Annotated in this window: 16 protein-coding genes; 14 read left to right on the top strand and 2 right to left on the bottom strand. The window is 62.6% G+C overall.

What is annotated here, in order from left to right:
* Positions 1–48 precede the first annotated feature (48 nt).
* Both QN085_RS17195 and aceA read left to right on the top strand, forming a co-directional pair.
* Positions 49–783: a secretin N-terminal domain-containing protein gene (locus QN085_RS17195; protein WP_024087406.1), complete on the top strand. Its 735-nt coding sequence runs from the start codon at positions 49–51 to the stop codon at positions 781–783.
* 489 nt (positions 784–1,272) lie between these two features.
* Positions 1,273–2,598, top strand: coding sequence for an isocitrate lyase (gene aceA, locus QN085_RS17200; RefSeq protein ID WP_013973380.1), 1,326 nt, complete (start codon positions 1,273–1,275; stop codon positions 2,596–2,598).
* Between the two features lie 246 nt (positions 2,599–2,844).
* Here the strand turns inward: aceA and QN085_RS17205 are convergent, their stop codons facing one another.
* Both QN085_RS17205 and QN085_RS17210 read right to left on the bottom strand, forming a co-directional pair.
* Positions 2,845–3,108, bottom strand: a complete 264-nt coding sequence (locus tag QN085_RS17205) for a DUF3077 domain-containing protein (protein WP_023660664.1) — start codon at positions 3,106–3,108, stop codon at positions 2,845–2,847.
* A gap of 155 nt (positions 3,109–3,263) precedes the next feature.
* Complete coding sequence (locus tag QN085_RS17210) at positions 3,264–3,506, bottom strand: hypothetical protein (RefSeq protein ID WP_023660665.1); 243 nt, start codon at positions 3,504–3,506, stop codon at positions 3,264–3,266.
* 475 nt (positions 3,507–3,981) lie between these two features.
* Here QN085_RS17210 and QN085_RS17215 point away from each other — a divergent pair, with 475 nt between their 5' ends.
* The 12 genes from QN085_RS17215 (at position 3,982) to nuoL (ending at position 16,934) form a co-directional block, all read left to right on the top strand.
* On the top strand, positions 3,982–4,644 hold the full coding sequence (locus QN085_RS17215) for a lysoplasmalogenase (protein WP_031324253.1): 663 nt from the start codon (positions 3,982–3,984) through the stop codon (positions 4,642–4,644).
* Positions 4,645–5,027: 383 nt separating this feature from the next.
* On the top strand, positions 5,028–5,441 hold the full coding sequence (locus QN085_RS17220; protein ID WP_003251427.1) for an NADH-quinone oxidoreductase subunit A: 414 nt from the start codon (positions 5,028–5,030) through the stop codon (positions 5,439–5,441).
* A 9-nt stretch (positions 5,442–5,450) separates the two neighbouring features.
* Positions 5,451–6,128, top strand: coding sequence for a NuoB/complex I 20 kDa subunit family protein (locus QN085_RS17225; RefSeq protein ID WP_003251429.1), 678 nt, complete (start codon positions 5,451–5,453; stop codon positions 6,126–6,128).
* A gap of 78 nt (positions 6,129–6,206) precedes the next feature.
* On the top strand, positions 6,207–7,988 hold the full coding sequence (gene nuoC / locus QN085_RS17230; RefSeq protein WP_013973384.1) for an NADH-quinone oxidoreductase subunit C/D: 1,782 nt from the start codon (positions 6,207–6,209) through the stop codon (positions 7,986–7,988).
* Positions 7,989–7,990: 2 nt separating this feature from the next.
* Positions 7,991–8,488 carry an NADH-quinone oxidoreductase subunit NuoE gene (gene nuoE, locus QN085_RS17235; protein WP_013973385.1) on the top strand — a complete coding sequence of 166 codons (498 nt, stop codon included), beginning with the start codon at positions 7,991–7,993 and terminating at the stop codon, positions 8,486–8,488.
* Entirely contained in the window at positions 8,485–9,849 is a 1,365-nt protein-coding gene (nuoF, locus tag QN085_RS17240; protein ID WP_013973386.1) for an NADH-quinone oxidoreductase subunit NuoF, read from the top strand. Before nuoE ends, nuoF begins: the two co-directional genes overlap by 4 nt.
* Before the next feature lie 133 nt (positions 9,850–9,982).
* Complete coding sequence (gene nuoG / locus QN085_RS17245) at positions 9,983–12,697, top strand: NADH-quinone oxidoreductase subunit NuoG (protein WP_013973387.1); 2,715 nt, start codon at positions 9,983–9,985, stop codon at positions 12,695–12,697.
* Entirely contained in the window at positions 12,694–13,701 is a 1,008-nt protein-coding gene (gene nuoH, locus QN085_RS17250; RefSeq protein ID WP_003251440.1) for an NADH-quinone oxidoreductase subunit NuoH, read from the top strand. The genes nuoG and nuoH overlap by 4 nt, the downstream gene beginning before the upstream one ends.
* Positions 13,702–13,712: 11 nt before the next feature.
* Positions 13,713–14,261, top strand: a complete 549-nt coding sequence (gene nuoI, locus QN085_RS17255; RefSeq protein ID WP_003251442.1) for an NADH-quinone oxidoreductase subunit NuoI — start codon at positions 13,713–13,715, stop codon at positions 14,259–14,261.
* Positions 14,262–14,271: 10 nt separating this feature from the next.
* Positions 14,272–14,772, top strand: coding sequence for an NADH-quinone oxidoreductase subunit J (nuoJ, locus tag QN085_RS17260; RefSeq protein WP_003261007.1), 501 nt, complete (start codon positions 14,272–14,274; stop codon positions 14,770–14,772).
* A 3-nt stretch (positions 14,773–14,775) separates the two neighbouring features.
* Positions 14,776–15,084, top strand: coding sequence for an NADH-quinone oxidoreductase subunit NuoK (gene nuoK, locus QN085_RS17265; protein ID WP_003251446.1), 309 nt, complete (start codon positions 14,776–14,778; stop codon positions 15,082–15,084).
* Positions 15,081–16,934 (top strand): NADH-quinone oxidoreductase subunit L, encoded by a 1,854-nt coding sequence (gene nuoL, locus QN085_RS17270; RefSeq protein WP_013973388.1) that lies wholly within the window; start codon positions 15,081–15,083, stop codon positions 16,932–16,934. Before nuoK ends, nuoL begins: the two co-directional genes overlap by 4 nt.
* Positions 16,935–16,957: the final 23 nt, after the last annotated feature.

Genomic DNA, 16,957 nt, shown 5'->3' on the forward strand with positions numbered 1-16,957 from the left:
CTGGGCAAATTTGCCATCATGAACATTCCCCCTGCGGAGATCATGGACATGCCGCTACGCCCCCTATTCGCCGCCTTGCTGCTGGCCGCCAGCCTCACCGCCCAGGCCGCCACCGAGGTATTGCCGCTACAACACCGCAGCAGCGCCGAACTGCTGCCCGCCGCCCAGGCATTCATCGGCAAGGACGGCACGGTCAGCGCCTTCGAGAACAAGCTGATCGTCAACGCCAGCCCCGAACGCATCGACGACCTGCGCACCCTGCTGCAACAACTGGATACCGCACCCAAGCGCCTGCTGATCAGCGTCGACAACAACGACAGCAACTTCCAGGACAACCGTGGCAACGCGCGCGTCATCCACTATGGCACCAGCAACCGTGACGGCGGCATGCAGCAGATTCAGGCCAGCGAAGGCCAGCCGGCGCTGATCCAGATTGGCCAGAGCATCCCGATCACCAGCACCAGCACCGACGGCTACGGGCGCATCCAGAGCAATACCGAATACCGCAACGTGACCCAGGGTTTCTACGTCACCCCCAGCTTGAGTGGCGATACGGTTCGTCTGCAAATAAGCACGAATAATGACCGTATCAGCCAGGAACGTGCTGATGTAGTGAAAGTGCAAAGCACCGACACGACAATTACCGGAAAGCTCGGAGAATGGATCACCCTGGCCGGCTACAACCAGCAGAGCCAAGCCGACCGTAGCGCCTCAAGCCACAGTTACAGCACCCAACGGGGTGAAAACATGACTTTGCGCGTCAAAGTCGACCTTCTCGACTAATCCCAGGCAATTCAAGGCCTCGACCAAAGGCCTTGAAACTGACTGCCAAGTCGCATTAGACCAAAGATGTAGTAAGTGAAAAAAACCACTACAAAACATTTGACAGGGTCTTTTTCCCAAGGGCATGATGGCCTCGCTCCCGCTAATCAGGGGCCCTGGCAAGGGCCTTCGAGGCGCGTTCCTCCCACCCCTGGAGGCGTCTCGTGTCTATACGGCCCACAAGGCGGTTCGACGGGATTGCGACTGCAACGAAGAAGTTGTCCCGAGGGACGGAAGCGCATCACCGCAGTACTGGCAATCGCGTAGCACCGCAGCAAGGCAACCACGAGCCGACCTGCCGGAGCACCCTTTCGCCTGGCCTGCACACCCTTCCCCTTCGAGCCTTCGCGTTCGCCGCCGCACTCCTGCGAACAGGACAGCCGCCAGCTCCTGATCTGCTCCGAGCATCAGCACAATTACCCCAAGATCGATGCGACGAGGTTTATTTCCATGGCACTGACACGCGAACAGCAAATTGCAGCCCTCGAGAAAGACTGGGCCGAGAACCCGCGCTGGAAAGGCGTGACCCGTACCTACACCGCCGCTGATGTCGTTCGCCTGCGTGGCTCCCTGCAGCCGGAGCACACCCTGGCCCGCCTGGGTGCAGAAAAACTGTGGAAGCTGGTCACCGAAGGTGCCCACCCGTCCTTCCGCCCAGAAAAAGATTTCGTCAACTGCATGGGCGCCCTGACCGGCGGCCAGGCAGTGCAGCAGGTCAAGGCCGGCATCCAGGCCATCTACCTGTCCGGCTGGCAGGTTGCCGCCGACAACAACTCGGCCGAGTCCATGTACCCTGACCAGTCGCTGTACCCGGTCGACTCGGTACCGACCGTGGTCAAGCGCATCAACAACGCCTTCCGCCGCGCCGACCAGATCCAGTGGAAAGCCGGCAAGAACCCGGGCGACGATGGCTACATCGACTACTTCGCACCGATCGTGGCCGACGCCGAAGCCGGTTTCGGTGGCGTACTGAACGCCTACGAGCTGATGAAGAACATGATCGAAGCAGGCGCCGCAGGTGTGCACTTCGAAGACCAGCTGGCCTCGGTGAAAAAATGCGGCCACATGGGTGGCAAGGTACTGGTACCGACCCAGGAAGCCGTGCAAAAGCTGGTGGCCGCGCGCCTGGCAGCTGACGTATCGGGCGTGCCGACCATCATCCTGGCCCGTACCGACGCCAACGCCGCCGACCTGCTGACCAGCGACTGCGACCCGTACGACCAGCCGTTCGTGATTGGCGAGCGCACCCGTGAAGGCTTCTACAAGGTACGCGCCGGCCTCGACCAGGCCATCGCCCGCGGCCTGGCCTACGCGCCGTACGCCGACCTGATCTGGTGCGAAACCGCCAAGCCGGACCTGGACGAAGCCCGCCGCTTCGCCGAAGCGATCAAGAAGGAGTATCCGGACCAGATCCTGTCGTACAACTGCTCGCCTTCCTTCAACTGGAAGAAGAACCTGGACGACGCGACCATCGCCAAGTTCCAGCGCGAGCTGTCGGCAATGGGCTACAAGCACCAGTTCATCACCCTGGCCGGCATCCACAACATGTGGCACGGCATGTTCAACCTGGCGCACGACTACGCCCGCAACGACATGACCGCCTACGTGAAGCTGCAGGAGCAGGAATTCGCTGACGCCAACAAAGGCTACACCTTCGTGGCGCACCAGCAAGAAGTGGGCACTGGCTACTTCGACGACATGACCACCGTAATTCAGGGTGGCGCATCGTCGGTGACTGCACTGACCGGTTCGACCGAGGAAGAGCAGTTCCACTGATAGTGGGTTGCTGTTGAAGAAAGGCCCGAGGCTTGTTAATGCCCCGGGCCTTTCTTTTTGGTCTGTACCACACCCTTCAAGGACAACAGGTTAGCGCCGAACATGTGGGAGCGGCCTTGCGTCGCGAAAGGGCCGCAAAGCGGCCCCGGCAATCTTGCGATGATGCACAAATCCCGGGGGCGCTTCGCACCCCAATCGCGACGCAAGGCCGCTCCCACAGGAGAAATCGCGCCTGTCGGTAGCACCTCAGTGCTTCATGCCCAGCTCGGCATCATCCATCAGTGCCTTGGCCATCGCGCTCAGATAGTGGGCGGCCCAGATCATCATGGGTTTCTCATCCATCAGGCCGGTGATGGTCAGTTCGCGCACATAGCCCATCAGCTCCGAGGACTGCTCGCGGGCATCCCGACAAGGAATGCCGGGCTCGATGCGGAACAGTGGGTGAGTACCGTTTTCACCTTGGTAGAAGGTGGTTTTGCCGACGGTGAACTGGGTGTCTTCTGTTGTCATTGATCATTCCCCTGAAAACTCTCGACTGCCAGGGCCGGCCTCTTCGCGGGCTCGCCCGCTCCCACAGGTACAGTACAAACCTTGAAGGCTGTGGTGATCCTGTGGGAGCGGGCGCGCCCGCGAAAGGACCGGCCCTGGCAACACATTAATCAGCCCTAGTGTGAAGTCCTGGGCTCTGCGGGCATCTGCACCTGAACCAATGCCGACTCAAGCAAAGCCCGCAGCGCCTCCAGCTCATGCATCGAGGTCATCATCAGGATCGAAGCCGGTGATTTGGGCTGCAGCAGCAAGGCCTGATGCACCACGGTCGCCGCGCACAGTGCGTAGTCGGTGGCCTGGATCAGGGTGTCTTCGAGGGAATGGGGGTTGTGGGGTGGATCGGGGACAACTTTCAGCATGACTCGCTCCTTTCTTTCCTGTTTGGCCACCATCCGCCCGCTGTCAAACGGTTGGGTGGCAGCTATGCGCGGGTTGACAGACCGGTGGAAAGAAAGAAAGACCGGCGCACGCAAGCGTGCCCACACGCACAGCCGCCATTGAGGCAAAGCAAGTGCACCTTCTTTCAATTCCGGCCTGTCAAAGCCGTGTCGTTGATGTGCAACGACACGCCGAGACTAGAGCGCTGCCACAGCAGCCGCAACGGAAAAAAGGCGACAGGAGTATGTTTGGGAAATGGCCTACATGGAAGGGGACAAATCTGTTTTATGCCGCACTTCGGCAGCGCCTGCACCGGCCTATTCGCGGGTAAACCCACTCCTACATGGACCACCTATCGTTGTAGGAGCGGGTTTACCCGCGAAAGGGCCGGTACAGAAGGAAGCAAAACCCTGGATCAGGTCTATGCTTGAGGCAGCACAGCCGCAAGGACTGCCCATGCTTCGTCCAAGCCACCTGATGATTCTCGCCCTGACCGCCGCCGCCCTCTATATATATGCACTGGCCAGCGACAGCACCCTGCTCGCCCTCCCGGCCAAACCGATCCCGGTACTGACCCTGATCGCCTGGCTGCGCAGCACCCCTGCCACACCTTATCGCCGCTGGATCACCCTCGGCCTGGCCTTCTCGGTACTCGGCGACATCCTGCTGGCCATCCCCGCCGACCTGTTCGTGTTCGGCCTTGCTGCCTTCCTCTGCGCCCACCTGGCCTACCTGCGCGCCTATTGCAGCCAGACCCTGCGCCCAGCCCTGCCCGCACTGCTGCTGAGCGGCATCACCGGCATCACTCTGCTCGGCGTACTGGCCAGCCACGGCCTCGGCCCACTACTGATCCCGGTTGTGCTCTACGCCTTGGCCATCAGCGCCATGCTCTGGCGCGCCCTGGCCTGTGGCGGGCTCGCCGCGCTCGGCGCCTGCCTGTTCGTGCTCTCCGACAGCCTGATCGGTATCGACCGCTTCGTCAGCCCGTTCGCCGCCGCGCCGTACCTGATCATCCTCACCTACTGGCTCGGCCAGTGGGCGATCGCTTCATCAGCCAGTCATCGCACAATCGGTAAAGTATTGACCCAGGGCGGGGCAAGCGGCGTCAGAAGCTGCTAGAACAGGCGTTTTTCGCATTTGCAAGTAGGGGGAATCGCCAGATGAACTTTACAAGACACAGAACAACGGAAATATCAGACATCAGACCAAATGATATTAATTATCATTTCGAAACTTGCAATTCGTTACCATTCGCAGGAAACATAATTAACAAAACCGCACGCAATGCCCGAATCTCAAGGCTTTCAGCCAGTTACAAGCGGCTTTTGTACTTAATCCTACGAATAAATTTGCTACAGAAATTTTACTTGCACGGGGTTTACCCATAAAATCAGCGCGATTGATTCAGCTGCGACATTTGGTCACTGCATGTGCGACACCAGGTCGCCGCTCTACACTTATTTCAGACTGCAGAGCTGGGTCTCTGTATAAGGATCTCTAGCATGTCCGATTCGGCAGGACTCATCGCCCACAACTGGGGCTTTGCCATCTTCCTCCTGGGTGTCGTCGGCCTGTGCGCCTTCATGCTCGGCCTGTCCAGCCTGCTCGGTAGCAAGGCCTGGGGCCGCGCCAAGAACGAACCCTTCGAATCCGGCATGCTGCCCGTCGGCAGCGCCCGCCTGCGCCTGTCCGCCAAATTCTATCTGGTCGCGATGCTGTTCGTGATCTTCGATATCGAAGCCCTCTTTCTCTTTGCATGGTCTGTGTCCGTCCGCGAAAGCGGCTGGACCGGATTCGTCGAAGCACTCGTTTTCATAGCAATTCTGTTGGCTGGTCTTGTCTACCTATGGCGCGTCGGGGCACTTGATTGGGCTCCCGAAGGTCGCCGCAAGCGGCAAGCGAAGCTGAAACAATGAGGCTTTGGCATGCAATACAATCTCACCAGAATCGATCCGGATGCGCCCAACGAGCAGTACCCGGTCGGTGAACGGGAAACCGTCACCGATCAACTGCTGGAGGACCAGGTCCACAAGAACATCTTCATGGGCAAGCTTGAAGATGTGCTGCGTGGCGCGGTCAACTGGGGTCGCAAGAACTCCCTCTGGCCGTACAACTTCGGCCTGTCCTGCTGCTACGTGGAAATGACCACGGCCTTCACGGCACCCCACGACATCGCCCGCTTCGGCGCCGAAGTCATCCGGGCATCGCCGCGTCAGGCCGACTTCATGGTCATCGCCGGTACCTGCTTCGTCAAAATGGCGCCGATCATCCAGCGCCTGTACGAGCAGATGCTCGAGCCGAAATGGGTAATCTCCATGGGTTCGTGCGCCAACTCCGGCGGCATGTACGACATCTACTCGGTCGTTCAGGGGGTCGACAAGTTCCTCCCCGTGGACGTCTATGTGCCCGGCTGCCCGCCACGCCCTGAGGCTTTCCTGCAAGGCTTGATGCTGCTGCAGGAGTCGATCGGCCAAGAACGACGCCCGCTTTCCTGGGTTGTTGGTGATCAAGGTATTTACCGTGCCGAGATGCCAGCCCAGAAAGACCTGCGTCGTGAGCAGCGCATTGCAGTAACCAACCTGCGCAGCCCCGACGAAGTCTGATCCAGCGACCTGCCGCCCGCTCCCCTGGAGCCGGCGGCCTGGCTTCATTCTTAACGTTGACCCAAAGCGACCGAGACCATGACAGCGGACAACGCTATTTTCATTCCGCCCTACAAGGCTGACGACCAGGATGTGGTCGTCGAACTGCACAACCGTTTTGGCGCCGAAGCATTCGTCGCCCAGGAAACCCGCACCGGCATGCCCGTGCTGTGGGTCAAGCGCGAGCAGCTCAAGGAAGTGCTCAGCTTCCTGCGCGGCGTAGCCAAGCCCTACAGCATGCTGTACGACCTGCACGGCGTCGACGAGCGCCTGCGCACCCAGCGCCGCGGCCTGCCAGCCGCCGACTTCAGCGTGTTCTACCACCTGCTGTCGATCGAGCGTAACAGCGATGTGATGATCAAGGTGTCGCTCAGCGAAGGCGACCTGAACCTGCCGACCGTGACCGGTATCTGGCCGAACGCCAACTGGTACGAGCGCGAAGTCTGGGACATGTTCGGCATCGACTTTGCCGGCCACCCGCACCTCAGCCGCATCATGATGCCGCCCACCTGGGAAGGCCACCCGCTGCGCAAGGACTACCCGGCCCGCGCCACCGAGTTCGATCCCTACAGCCTGACCCTGGCCAAGCAGCAGCTTGAAGAGGAATCGGCACGCTTCAACCCTGAAGCCTGGGGCATGAAGCGCCAGGGCGCCAACGAGGACTACATGTTCCTCAACCTCGGCCCCAACCACCCTTCCGCGCACGGTGCCTTCCGTATCGTCCTGCAGCTGGACGGTGAAGAGATCGTCGACTGCGTACCGGACATTGGCTACCACCACCGTGGCGCCGAAAAAATGGCCGAACGCCAGTCCTGGCACAGCTTCATCCCCTACACCGACCGTATCGACTACCTAGGCGGGGTAATGAACAACCTGCCGTACGTGCTCGCGGTCGAGAAGCTGGCCGGCATCAAGGTGCCACAGAAGGTCGACACCATCCGCGTGATGCTGGCCGAGTTCTTCCGTATCACCAGCCACCTGCTGTTCCTGGGTACCTACATCCAGGACGTCGGCGCCATGACCCCGGTGTTCTTCACCTTCACCGACCGCCAGCGCGCCTACACCGTGATCGAAGCGATCACCGGTTTCCGCCTGCACCCGGCCTGGTACCGCATCGGTGGCGTTGCCCACGACCTGCCGCGCGGCTGGGACAAGCTGGTCAAGGACTTCGTCGAATGGCTGCCCAAGCGCCTCGACGAGTACGAAAAGGCCGCGCTGCAGAACAGCATCCTCAAGGGCCGTACCATCGGCGTTGCCGCGTACAACACCAAGGAAGCCCTGGCCTGGGGTACCACCGGTGCCGGCCTGCGTGCCACCGGTTGCGACTTCGACCTGCGTAAAGCCCGCCCCTACTCCGGCTACGAGAACTTCGAGTTCGAAGTACCGCTGGCCCACAACGGCGATGCCTACGATCGCTGCATGGTCCGTGTCGAGGAGATGCGCCAGAGTATCCGCATCATCGACCAGTGCCTGCGCAACATGCCGGAAGGCCCGTACAAGGCGGATCACCCGCTGACCACGCCGCCGCCGAAAGAGCGCACCCTGCAGCACATCGAAACCCTGATCACGCACTTCCTGCAAGTCTCGTGGGGCCCGGTCATGCCGGCCAACGAGTCGTTCCAGATGATCGAGGCGACCAAGGGCATCAACAGTTACTACCTGACGAGCGATGGCGGCACCATGAGCTACCGCACCCGGATCCGTACCCCGAGCTACCCGCACCTGCAGCAGATCCCTTCGGTGATCAAAGGCAGCATGGTCGCCGACCTCATTGCGTACCTGGGCAGTATCGACTTCGTTATGGCTGACGTGGACCGCTAAGCATGAACAGCACGCTTATCCAGACAGACCGTTTCGCCCTGAGCGAAACCGAGCGCTCGGCCATCGAGCACGAAATGCATCACTACGAGGACCCGCGCGCGGCGTCCATCGAAGCCCTGAAGATCGTCCAGAAGGAACGTGGCTGGGTGCCGGACGGCGCCATCCACGCCATCGGCGACGTACTGGGCATCCCGGCCAGCGACGTCGAAGGTGTCGCCACCTTCTACAGCCAGATCTTCCGTCAGCCGGTCGGCCGCCACATCATCCGCGTGTGCGACAGCATGGTCTGCTACATCGGCGGCCATGAATCCGTGGTCAGCCAGATTCAAAGCGAACTGGGCATCGGCCTCGGCCAGACCACCGCCGACGGCCGCTTCACCCTGCTGCCGGTATGCTGCCTGGGCAACTGCGACAAGGCCCCGGCGCTGATGATCGACGACGACACCTTCGGTGACGTGCAGCCGGCTGGCGTTTCCAAATTGCTGGAGGGTTACGTATGACCATTACTTCCTTCGGCCCGGCCAACCGCATCGCGCGCACGGCCGAAACCCACCCGCTGACCTGGCGCCTGCGTGACGACGGCGAGCCGGTCTGGCTTGCCGAGTACGAATCGAAGAACGGCTACGCTGCCGCCCGCAAGGCGCTGGCGCAGATGTCGGCCGACGACATCGTGCAAAGCGTCAAGGACTCCGGCCTCAAGGGCCGCGGTGGTGCAGGCTTCCCCACTGGCGTGAAGTGGGGCCTGATGCCCAAAGACGAATCCATGAACATCCGCTACCTGCTGTGCAACGCGGACGAAATGGAGCCGAATACCTGGAAAGACCGCATGCTGATGGAGCAACAGCCCCATCTGCTGGTCGAGGGCATGCTGATCAGCGCCCGCGCCCTTAAGGCCTACCGTGGCTACATCTTCCTGCGTGGCGAATACACCACCGCAGCGAAGAACCTGAACCGCGCGATCGAGGAAGCCAAGGCCGCCGGCCTGCTGGGCAAGAACATCCTCGGCAGCGGTTTCGATTTCGAGCTGTTCGTGCACACCGGTGCCGGCCGCTACATCTGCGGTGAAGAAACCGCACTGATCAACTCGCTGGAAGGCCGCCGCGCCAACCCGCGCTCCAAGCCGCCCTTCCCTGCCGCCGTGGGCGTGTGGGGCAAGCCGACTTGCGTGAACAACGTCGAAACCCTGTGCAACGTCCCGGCCATCGTCGCCAACGGCAACGACTGGTACAAGTCGCTGGCCCGTGAAGGCAGCGAAGACCATGGCACCAAGCTGATGGGCTTCTCCGGCAAGGTGAAGAACCCGGGCCTGTGGGAACTGCCTTTCGGCGTCACCGCCCGCGAACTGTTCGAAGACTACGCCGGCGGCATGCGCGACGGCTTCAAGCTCAAGTGCTGGCAGCCAGGTGGCGCCGGTACCGGCTTCCTGCTGCCCGAGCACCTCGACGCGCAGATGTACGCCGGCGGCATCGCCAAGGTCGGCACCCGTATGGGTACCGGTCTGGCCATGGCGGTGGACGACAGCATCAACATGGTTTCGCTGCTGCGCAACATGGAAGAGTTCTTCGCCCGCGAGTCGTGCGGCTGGTGCACCCCATGCCGTGACGGCCTGCCGTGGAGCGTGAAGATGCTGCGCGCACTGGAAAAAGGCCAGGGCCGCGCCGAAGACATCGAGACGCTGCTGGGCTTGGTCAACTTCCTCGGCCCTGGTCGTACCTTCTGTGCTCACGCACCAGGTGCCGTCGAGCCGCTGGGCAGTGCCATCAAATACTTCCGCTCGGAATTCGAGGCAGGTGTCGCTCCAGCTGTTGCTGGCGATGCGCTGCGTCCGAACCTGGCGAAGCCGATCGTGGTCGGCGCATAACAAGATGATTAAGGCGGGTGGTCCGTGCCACTCGCCAGCTTGCCGGCAGGCCCGAGAAATCGTGGCGTGTCGCAAGCTCACCGATTTCCATTAGCCACGCCCGCTCACGCGGGCCAACGAAGAACTTTGAACAATGGCCACTATCCACGTAGACGGCAAAGCGCTCGAAGTCAACGGTGCAGACAACCTGTTACAGGCCTGTCTGTCGCTCGGCCTCGACATCCCTTATTTCTGCTGGCACCCGGCGCTTGGTAGCGTTGGCGCCTGCCGGCAGTGCGCGGTCAAGCAGTACACCGACGAGAACGACACCCGCGGTCGTATCGTCATGTCCTGCATGACCCCTGCCTCCGACGGCACCTGGATCTCCATCGACGATGAAGAGTCCAAGGCGTTCCGCGCCAGCGTCGTCGAATGGCTGATGACCAACCACCCGCACGACTGCCCGGTGTGCGAGGAAGGCGGTCACTGCCACCTGCAGGACATGACGGTAATGACCGGCCACAATGAGCGCCGCTACCGTTTCACCAAGCGTACCCACCAGAACCAGGACCTCGGTCCGTTCATCGCCCATGAGATGAACCGCTGCATCGCCTGCTACCGCTGCGTGCGCTACTACAAGGACTATGCCGGTGGTACCGACCTGGGCGTTTACGGCGCCCACGACAACGTGTACTTCGGCCGCGTCGAAGACGGCGTGCTGGAAAGCGAATTCTCCGGCAACCTGACCGAGGTCTGCCCGACCGGCGTGTTCACCGACAAGACCCACTCCGAGCGCTACAACCGCAAGTGGGACATGCAGTTTGCCCCGAGCATCTGCCACGGCTGCTCCAGCGGCTGCAACATCAGCCCGGGCGAGCGCTACGGCGAACTGCGTCGGGTGGAAAACCGCTTCAACGGCTCGGTAAACCAGTACTTCCTGTGCGACCGTGGCCGCTTCGGCTATGGCTACGTCAACCGCAAGGATCGCCCACGCCAGCCACACCTGGCCGACGGCACCAAGCTGGGCCTGGACGCCGCCCTGGACAAGGCCGCCGACCTGCTGCGCGGCCGTACCATCGTCGGTATCGGCTCGCCACGCGCCAGCCTGGAAAGCAACTACGGCCTGCGTGAGCTGGTCGGTGCCGAGTACTTCTACTCGGGTATGGAAGCCGGCGAACTGGCCCGCGTACGCCTGGCTCTGAACGTGCTGAACAATAGCCCGCTGCCGGTCCCGACCCTGCGCGACATCGAAGACCACGACGCCGTGTTCGTGCTCGGTGAAGACCTGACCCAGACCGCTGCCCGCGTCGCCCTGGCCGTGCGCCAGGCCACCAAGGGCAAGGCCGAGGCCATGGCCGAAGCGATGAAGGTGCAGCCGTGGCTCGACGCCGCCGTGAAGAACATCGGCCAGCACGCGCTGTACCCGCTGTTCATCGCTTCGCTGGCTGAAACCAAGCTGGACGACGTCGCCGAAGAATGCGTGCACGCCGCCCCGGCCGACCTGGCCCGCATCGGTTTTGCCGTGGCCCACGCCATCGACCCGAGCGCCCCTGCCGTCGAAGGCCTGGACGCCGAAGCGAAAGCCCTGGCCCAGCGCATCGCCGACGCCCTGGTCGCGGCCAAGCGCCCACTGGTCGTAGCCGGTACTTCGCTGGCCGACCCGGCGCTGATCGAAGCCGCCGCCAACATCGCCAAGGCGCTGAAACTGCGCGAGAAGAACGGCTCGCTGAGCCTGGTGGTGCCTGAAGCCAACAGCCTCGGCCTGGCCATGCTCGGTGGCGAGTCGGTCGATGCCGCGCTGGACGCGGTCATCAGCGGCAAAGCCGACGCCATCGTCGTGCTGGAAAACGACCTGTACGCCCGCGTACCGGCCGCCAAGGTCGATGCAGCCCTGGCCGCAGCCAAGGTAGTGATCGTTGCCGACCACTCGAAAACCCCGACTGTCGACCGCGCCCACCTGGTGCTGCCGGCCGCCTCGTTCGCCGAAGGCGACGGTACCCTGGTCAGCCAGGAAGGCCGTGCCCAGCGCTTCTTCCAGGTCTTCGACCCGCAATACCTGGACAGCAGCATCCAGATCCACGAAGGCTGGCGCTGGATGCACGCCCTGCGTGCCACCCTGCTGAACAAACCGGTCGACTGGACCCAACTGGACCACGTCACCAGCGCCTGCGCCGAAGCCGCCCCGCAACTGGCCGGCATCGTCAACGCCGCGCCAAGCGCCGCGTTCCGCATCAAGGGCATGAAACTGGCCCGTGAGCCGCTGCGCTACTCCGGCCGTACCGCCATGCGCGCCAACATCAGCGTGCACGAGCCGCGTACCCCGCAAGACAAGGACACCGCGTTCGCCTTCTCCATGGAAGGCTACTCGGGTTCGGCCGAACCACGCCAGCAGGTGCCGTTCGCCTGGTCGCCGGGCTGGAACTCGCCGCAAGCCTGGAACAAGTTCCAGGACGAGGTCGGTGGCCACCTGCGTGCCGGTGACCCGGGCGTTCGCCTGATCGAACCTCAAGGTGACCGCCTGAGCTGGTTCAATACCATTCCGGGCGCCTTCAACCCGGCCCGTGGCACCTGGACTGCCGTGCCGTTCTTCCACCTGTTCGGCAGCGAAGAAAGCTCCTCGCGCGCCGCACCGGTACAAGAGCGCATCCCGGCAGCCTACGTGGCCCTGGCCAAGTCCGAAGCCGACCGCCTGGGCGTCAACGACGGTGCCCTGCTGAGCCTGAACGTGGCTGGTGTGGCCCTGCGCCTGCCGCTGCGTATCAATGAAGAGCTGGGCGCTGGCCTGGTCGCGTTGCCGAAAGGCCTGGCCGGCATTCCGCCTGCCATCTTCGGCGCATCCGTCGAAGGTCTGCAGGAGGCAGCACAATGAGCTGGTTCACCCCCGAAGTGATCGATGTGATCCTGACCGTGCTGCGGGCCATCGTGGTCCTGCTGGCGGTGGTGGTCTGCGGCGCGCTGCTCAGCTTCGTCGAGCGCCGCCTGCTGGGCTGGTGGCAGGACCGTTACGGTCCGAACCGCGTCGGCCCGTTCGGCATGTTCCAGATCGCTGCAGACATGCTGAAGATGTTCTTCAAGGAAGACTGGAACCCGCCCTTCGTCGACCGCGTGATCTTCACCCTGGCACCGGTAGTGGCCATGAGCGCCCTGCTGATCGCCTTCGTGGTCATCCCGATCACCCCGACCTGGGGCGTCGCCGACCTGAACATCGGCCTGCTGTTCTTCTTCGCCATGGCCGGCCTGTCGGTCTACGCGGTGCTGTTCGCCGGCTGGTCGTCGAACAACAAGTACGCCCTGCTGGGCAGCTTGCGTGCCTCGGCACAGACCGTGTCGTACGAAGTGTTCCTGGGCCTGGCGCTGATGGGCGTGGTGGTGCAGGTGGGTTCGTTCAACATGCGCGACATCGTTGAATACCAGGCCCAGAACCTGTGGTTCATCATTCCGCAGTTCTTCGGCTTCTGCACCTTCTTCATCGCTGGCGTCGCCGTGACTCACCGTCACCCGTTCGACCAGCCCGAAGCGGAACAGGAACTGGCCGACGGCTACCACATCGAGTATGCCGGCATGAAATGGGGCATGTTCTTCGTCGGTGAGTACATCGGCATCATCCTTATCTCGGCGCTGCTGGTAACCCTGTTCTTCGGCGGCTGGCACGGCCCGTTCGGCATCCTGCCGCAACTGTCGTTCCTGTGGTTCGCGCTGAAGACCGCGTTCTTCATCATGCTGTTCATCCTGCTGCGCGCCTCGATCCCGCGCCCACGCTATGACCAGGTGATGGACTTCAGCTGGAAGTTCTGCCTGCCGCTGACCCTGATCAATTTGCTGGTGACCGCTGCGATCGTGCTCTACAACACGCCAGCCGTCGCGGCCCAGTGAGGATTTGACCCATGTTCAAGTATATCGGCGACATCGTTAAGGGCACCGGCACCCAGCTGCGCAGCCTGGCAATGGTGTTCTCCCACGGGTTCCGCAAGCGCGACACCCTGCAGTACCCCGAAGAACCCGTGTACCTGCCGCCGCGCTACCGCGGCCGCATCGTCCTCACCCGCGACCCCGATGGCGAGGAGCGCTGCGTAGCGTGCAACCTCTGCGCGGTGGCCTGCCCGGTCGGCTGCATCTCGCTGCAGAAGGCCGAGACCGAGGACGGCCGCTGGTACCCGGAGTTCTTCCGCATCAACTTCTCGCGCTGCATCTTCTGCGGCCTGTGTGAAGAAGCGTGCCCGACCACCGCGATCCAGCTGACTCCGGATTTCGAAATGGCCGAGTTCAAGCGTCAGGACCTGGTGTACGAGAAAGAAGATCTGCTGATCTCCGGCCCCGGCAAGAACCCTGACTACAACTTCTACCGTGTTGCCGGCATGGCAATCGCTGGCAAGCCGAAGGGCTCTGCACAGAACGAAGCCGAGCCGATCAACGTGAAGAGCTTGCTCCCATAAGGACAGAAAGATGGAATTCGCTTTCTACTTCGCATCCGGGATCGCCGTGGTCTCCACCCTTCGGGTGGTGACCGGCACCAACCCCGTGCACGCCTTGCTTTACCTGATCATTTCGCTGATTTCCGTGGCCATGATCTTCTTCGCCCTGGGTGCGCCGTTCGCCGGCGCCCTGGAAGTGATCGCCTACGCCGGCGCCATCATGGTGCTGTTCGTGTTCGTGGTGATGATGCTCAACCTCGGGCCGGCTTCGGTCGCCCAGGAACGGGGCTGGCTCAAGCCCGGTATCTGGGCCGGGCCGGTGATCCTCGCCGCCCTGCTGCTGCTGGAGCTGCTGTACGTGCTGTTCGTCACCCCGAGCGGCGCCGGCATCAGCGGTACCACCGTGGGCCCGAAAGAAGTCGGCATCAGCCTGTTCGGCCCTTACCTGCTGGTGGTCGAACTGGCTTCGATGCTGCTGCTGGCCGCGGCCGTCACCGCCTTCCACCTGGGCCGCAACGAGGCGAAGGAGTAAATCATGGGTGCTATCCCTCTCGAGCATGGTCTGGCAGTCGCCGGCATCCTGTTCTGCTTAGGTCTGGTTGGCCTGATGGTCCGCCGCAACATCCTCTTCGTGCTCATGAGCCTGGAAGTCATGATGAACGCCTCTGCCCTGGCGTTCGTCGTCGCCGGTGCCCGTTGGGTCCAGCCCGACGGCCAGGTGATGTTCATTCTGGTGATCAGCCTGGCAGCCGCCGAGGCCAGTATTGGCCTGGCCATCCTGCTGCAGCTGTATCGCCGCTTCCACACTCTCGACATCGATGCTGCCAGTGAGATGCGCGGATGAACCTTCTCTTCCTGACTTTCGTCTTCCCCCTCGTCGGCTTCCTGCTGCTGTCGTTCTCGCGCGGGCGGTTCTCGGAGAACCTGTCCGCCCTGATCGGCGTCGGCTCGGTAGGCCTTTCGGCCGCCACCGCCGCCTACGTCATCTGGCAATTCAACGTCGCCCCGCCTGAGGGCGGCGCGTACAGCCAGCTGCTGTGGCAGTGGATGTCGGTGGACGGCTTCGCGCCGAACTTCACCCTGTACCTGGACGGCCTGTCGGTCACCATGCTCGGCGTGGTCACCGGTGTCGGCTTCCTGATCCACCTGTTCGCTTCCTGGTACATGCGTGGCGAAGCCGGTTACTCGCGCTTCTTCGCGTACACCAATCTGTTCATCGCCAGCATGCTGTTCCTGGTGCTGGGCGACAACCTGCTGTTCATCTACTTCGGCTGGGAAGGCGTGGGCCTGTGCTCCTACCTGTTGATCGGTTTCTACTACAGCAACCGCAACAACGGTAACGCGGCACTCAAGGCATTCATCGTCACCCGTATCGGCGACGTGTTCATGGCCATCGGCCTGTTCATCCTGTTCGTCCAGCTGGGTACCCTGAACGTGCAGGAACTGCTGGTGCTGGCACCGCAGAAGTTCCAGGCTGGCGACACCTGGATGGTGCTGGCAACCCTGATGCTGCTGGGTGGTGCGGTCGGTAAATCGGCCCAGCTGCCACTGCAGACCTGGCTGGCCGACGCGATGGCCGGCCCTACTCCGGTCTCCGCGCTGATCCACGCGGCAACCATGGTGACCGCGGGCGTGTACCTGATCGCCCGTACCAACGGCCTGTTCCTGCTGGCGCCGGACATCCTGCACCTGGTAGGCGTGGTCGGTGGCGTGACCCTGGTACTGGCCGGCTTCGCCGCGCTGGTGCAGACCGACATCAAGCGTATCCTCGCCTACTCGACCATGAGCCAGATCGGCTACATGTTCCTGGCCCTGGGCGTTGGCGCCTGGGACGCGGCGATCTTCCACCTGATGACCCACGCCTTCTTCAAGGCCCTGCTGTTCCTTGCCTCCGGTGCGGTGATCGTTGCCTGCCACCACGAGCAGGACATCTTCAAGATGGGCGGCCTGTGGAAGAAACTGCCGCTAGCCTACGCCAGCTTCGTGGTCGGTGGCGCTGCCCTGGCTGCCCTGCCGATCGTGACCGTGGGCTTCTACTCCAAGGACGAGATCCTCTGGGAAGCCTTCGCCAGCGGCAACACCGGCCTGCTGTACGCCGGCCTGGTCGGTGCGTTCATGACCTCGCTGTACACCTTCCGCCTGATCTTCATCGCCTTCCACGGCGAAGCCAAGACCGAAGCCCACGCTGGCCACGGCATCAGCCACTGGCTGCCGCTGGGCGTGCTGATCGTGCTGTCGACCTTCGTCGGCGCCTGGATCACCCCGCCGCTGGCAGGTGTGCTGCCTGAAAGCGCCGGCCACGCCGGTGGCGAAGCCAAGCACGCGCTGGAGATCACTTCGGGCGCCATCGCCATCGCCGGTATCCTGCTGTCGGCCCTGCTGTTCCTGGGCAAGCGCCGCTTCGTCAGCGCCGTCGCCAACAGCGGTATCGGTCGTGTCCTGTCGGCCTGGTGGTTCGCCGCCTGGGGCTTCGACTGGATCTACGACAAGCTGTTCGTCAAACCTTACCTGCTGATCAGCCACATCCTGCGCAAGGATCCGGTTGACCGCAGCATCGGCCTGATTCCTCGCCTGGCTCGCGGCGGCCACGTCGCCATGAGCAAGACCGAGACCGGCCAGCTGCGCTGGTACACCGCTTCGATCGCCGTTGGCGCAGTGCTGGTACTCGGCGCTGTGGTAGTGGCCGCGGTATGACCATGAACCTTGCGAACCTTGCG

The sequence above is a fragment of the Pseudomonas sp. M2(2023) genome, from assembly GCF_030263955.1.
In the GTDB taxonomy this organism is placed as follows: Bacteria; Pseudomonadota; Gammaproteobacteria; order Pseudomonadales; family Pseudomonadaceae; genus Aquipseudomonas; species Aquipseudomonas asiatica.

Bases quoted from the DNA above. Each gene is read 5' to 3' on its own strand.
- QN085_RS17195 (WP_024087406.1), top strand. From the start codon at position 49: ATGCCGCTACGCCCCCTATTCGCCGCCTTGCTGCTGGCCGCCAGCCTC.
- aceA (WP_013973380.1), top strand. From the start codon at position 1,273: ATGGCACTGACACGCGAACAGCAAATTGCAGCCCTCGAGAAAGACTGG.
- QN085_RS17205 (WP_023660664.1), bottom strand. From the start codon at position 3,108: ATGACAACAGAAGACACCCAGTTCACCGTCGGCAAAACCACCTTCTAC.
- QN085_RS17210 (WP_023660665.1), bottom strand. From the start codon at position 3,506: ATGCTGAAAGTTGTCCCCGATCCACCCCACAACCCCCATTCCCTCGAA.
- QN085_RS17215 (WP_031324253.1), top strand. From the start codon at position 3,982: ATGCTTCGTCCAAGCCACCTGATGATTCTCGCCCTGACCGCCGCCGCC.
- QN085_RS17220 (WP_003251427.1), top strand. From the start codon at position 5,028: ATGTCCGATTCGGCAGGACTCATCGCCCACAACTGGGGCTTTGCCATC.
- QN085_RS17225 (WP_003251429.1), top strand. From the start codon at position 5,451: ATGCAATACAATCTCACCAGAATCGATCCGGATGCGCCCAACGAGCAG.
- nuoC (WP_013973384.1), top strand. From the start codon at position 6,207: ATGACAGCGGACAACGCTATTTTCATTCCGCCCTACAAGGCTGACGAC.
- nuoE (WP_013973385.1), top strand. From the start codon at position 7,991: ATGAACAGCACGCTTATCCAGACAGACCGTTTCGCCCTGAGCGAAACC.
- nuoF (WP_013973386.1), top strand. From the start codon at position 8,485: ATGACCATTACTTCCTTCGGCCCGGCCAACCGCATCGCGCGCACGGCC.
- nuoG (WP_013973387.1), top strand. From the start codon at position 9,983: ATGGCCACTATCCACGTAGACGGCAAAGCGCTCGAAGTCAACGGTGCA.
- nuoH (WP_003251440.1), top strand. From the start codon at position 12,694: ATGAGCTGGTTCACCCCCGAAGTGATCGATGTGATCCTGACCGTGCTG.
- nuoI (WP_003251442.1), top strand. From the start codon at position 13,713: ATGTTCAAGTATATCGGCGACATCGTTAAGGGCACCGGCACCCAGCTG.
- nuoJ (WP_003261007.1), top strand. From the start codon at position 14,272: ATGGAATTCGCTTTCTACTTCGCATCCGGGATCGCCGTGGTCTCCACC.
- nuoK (WP_003251446.1), top strand. From the start codon at position 14,776: ATGGGTGCTATCCCTCTCGAGCATGGTCTGGCAGTCGCCGGCATCCTG.
- nuoL (WP_013973388.1), top strand. From the start codon at position 15,081: ATGAACCTTCTCTTCCTGACTTTCGTCTTCCCCCTCGTCGGCTTCCTG.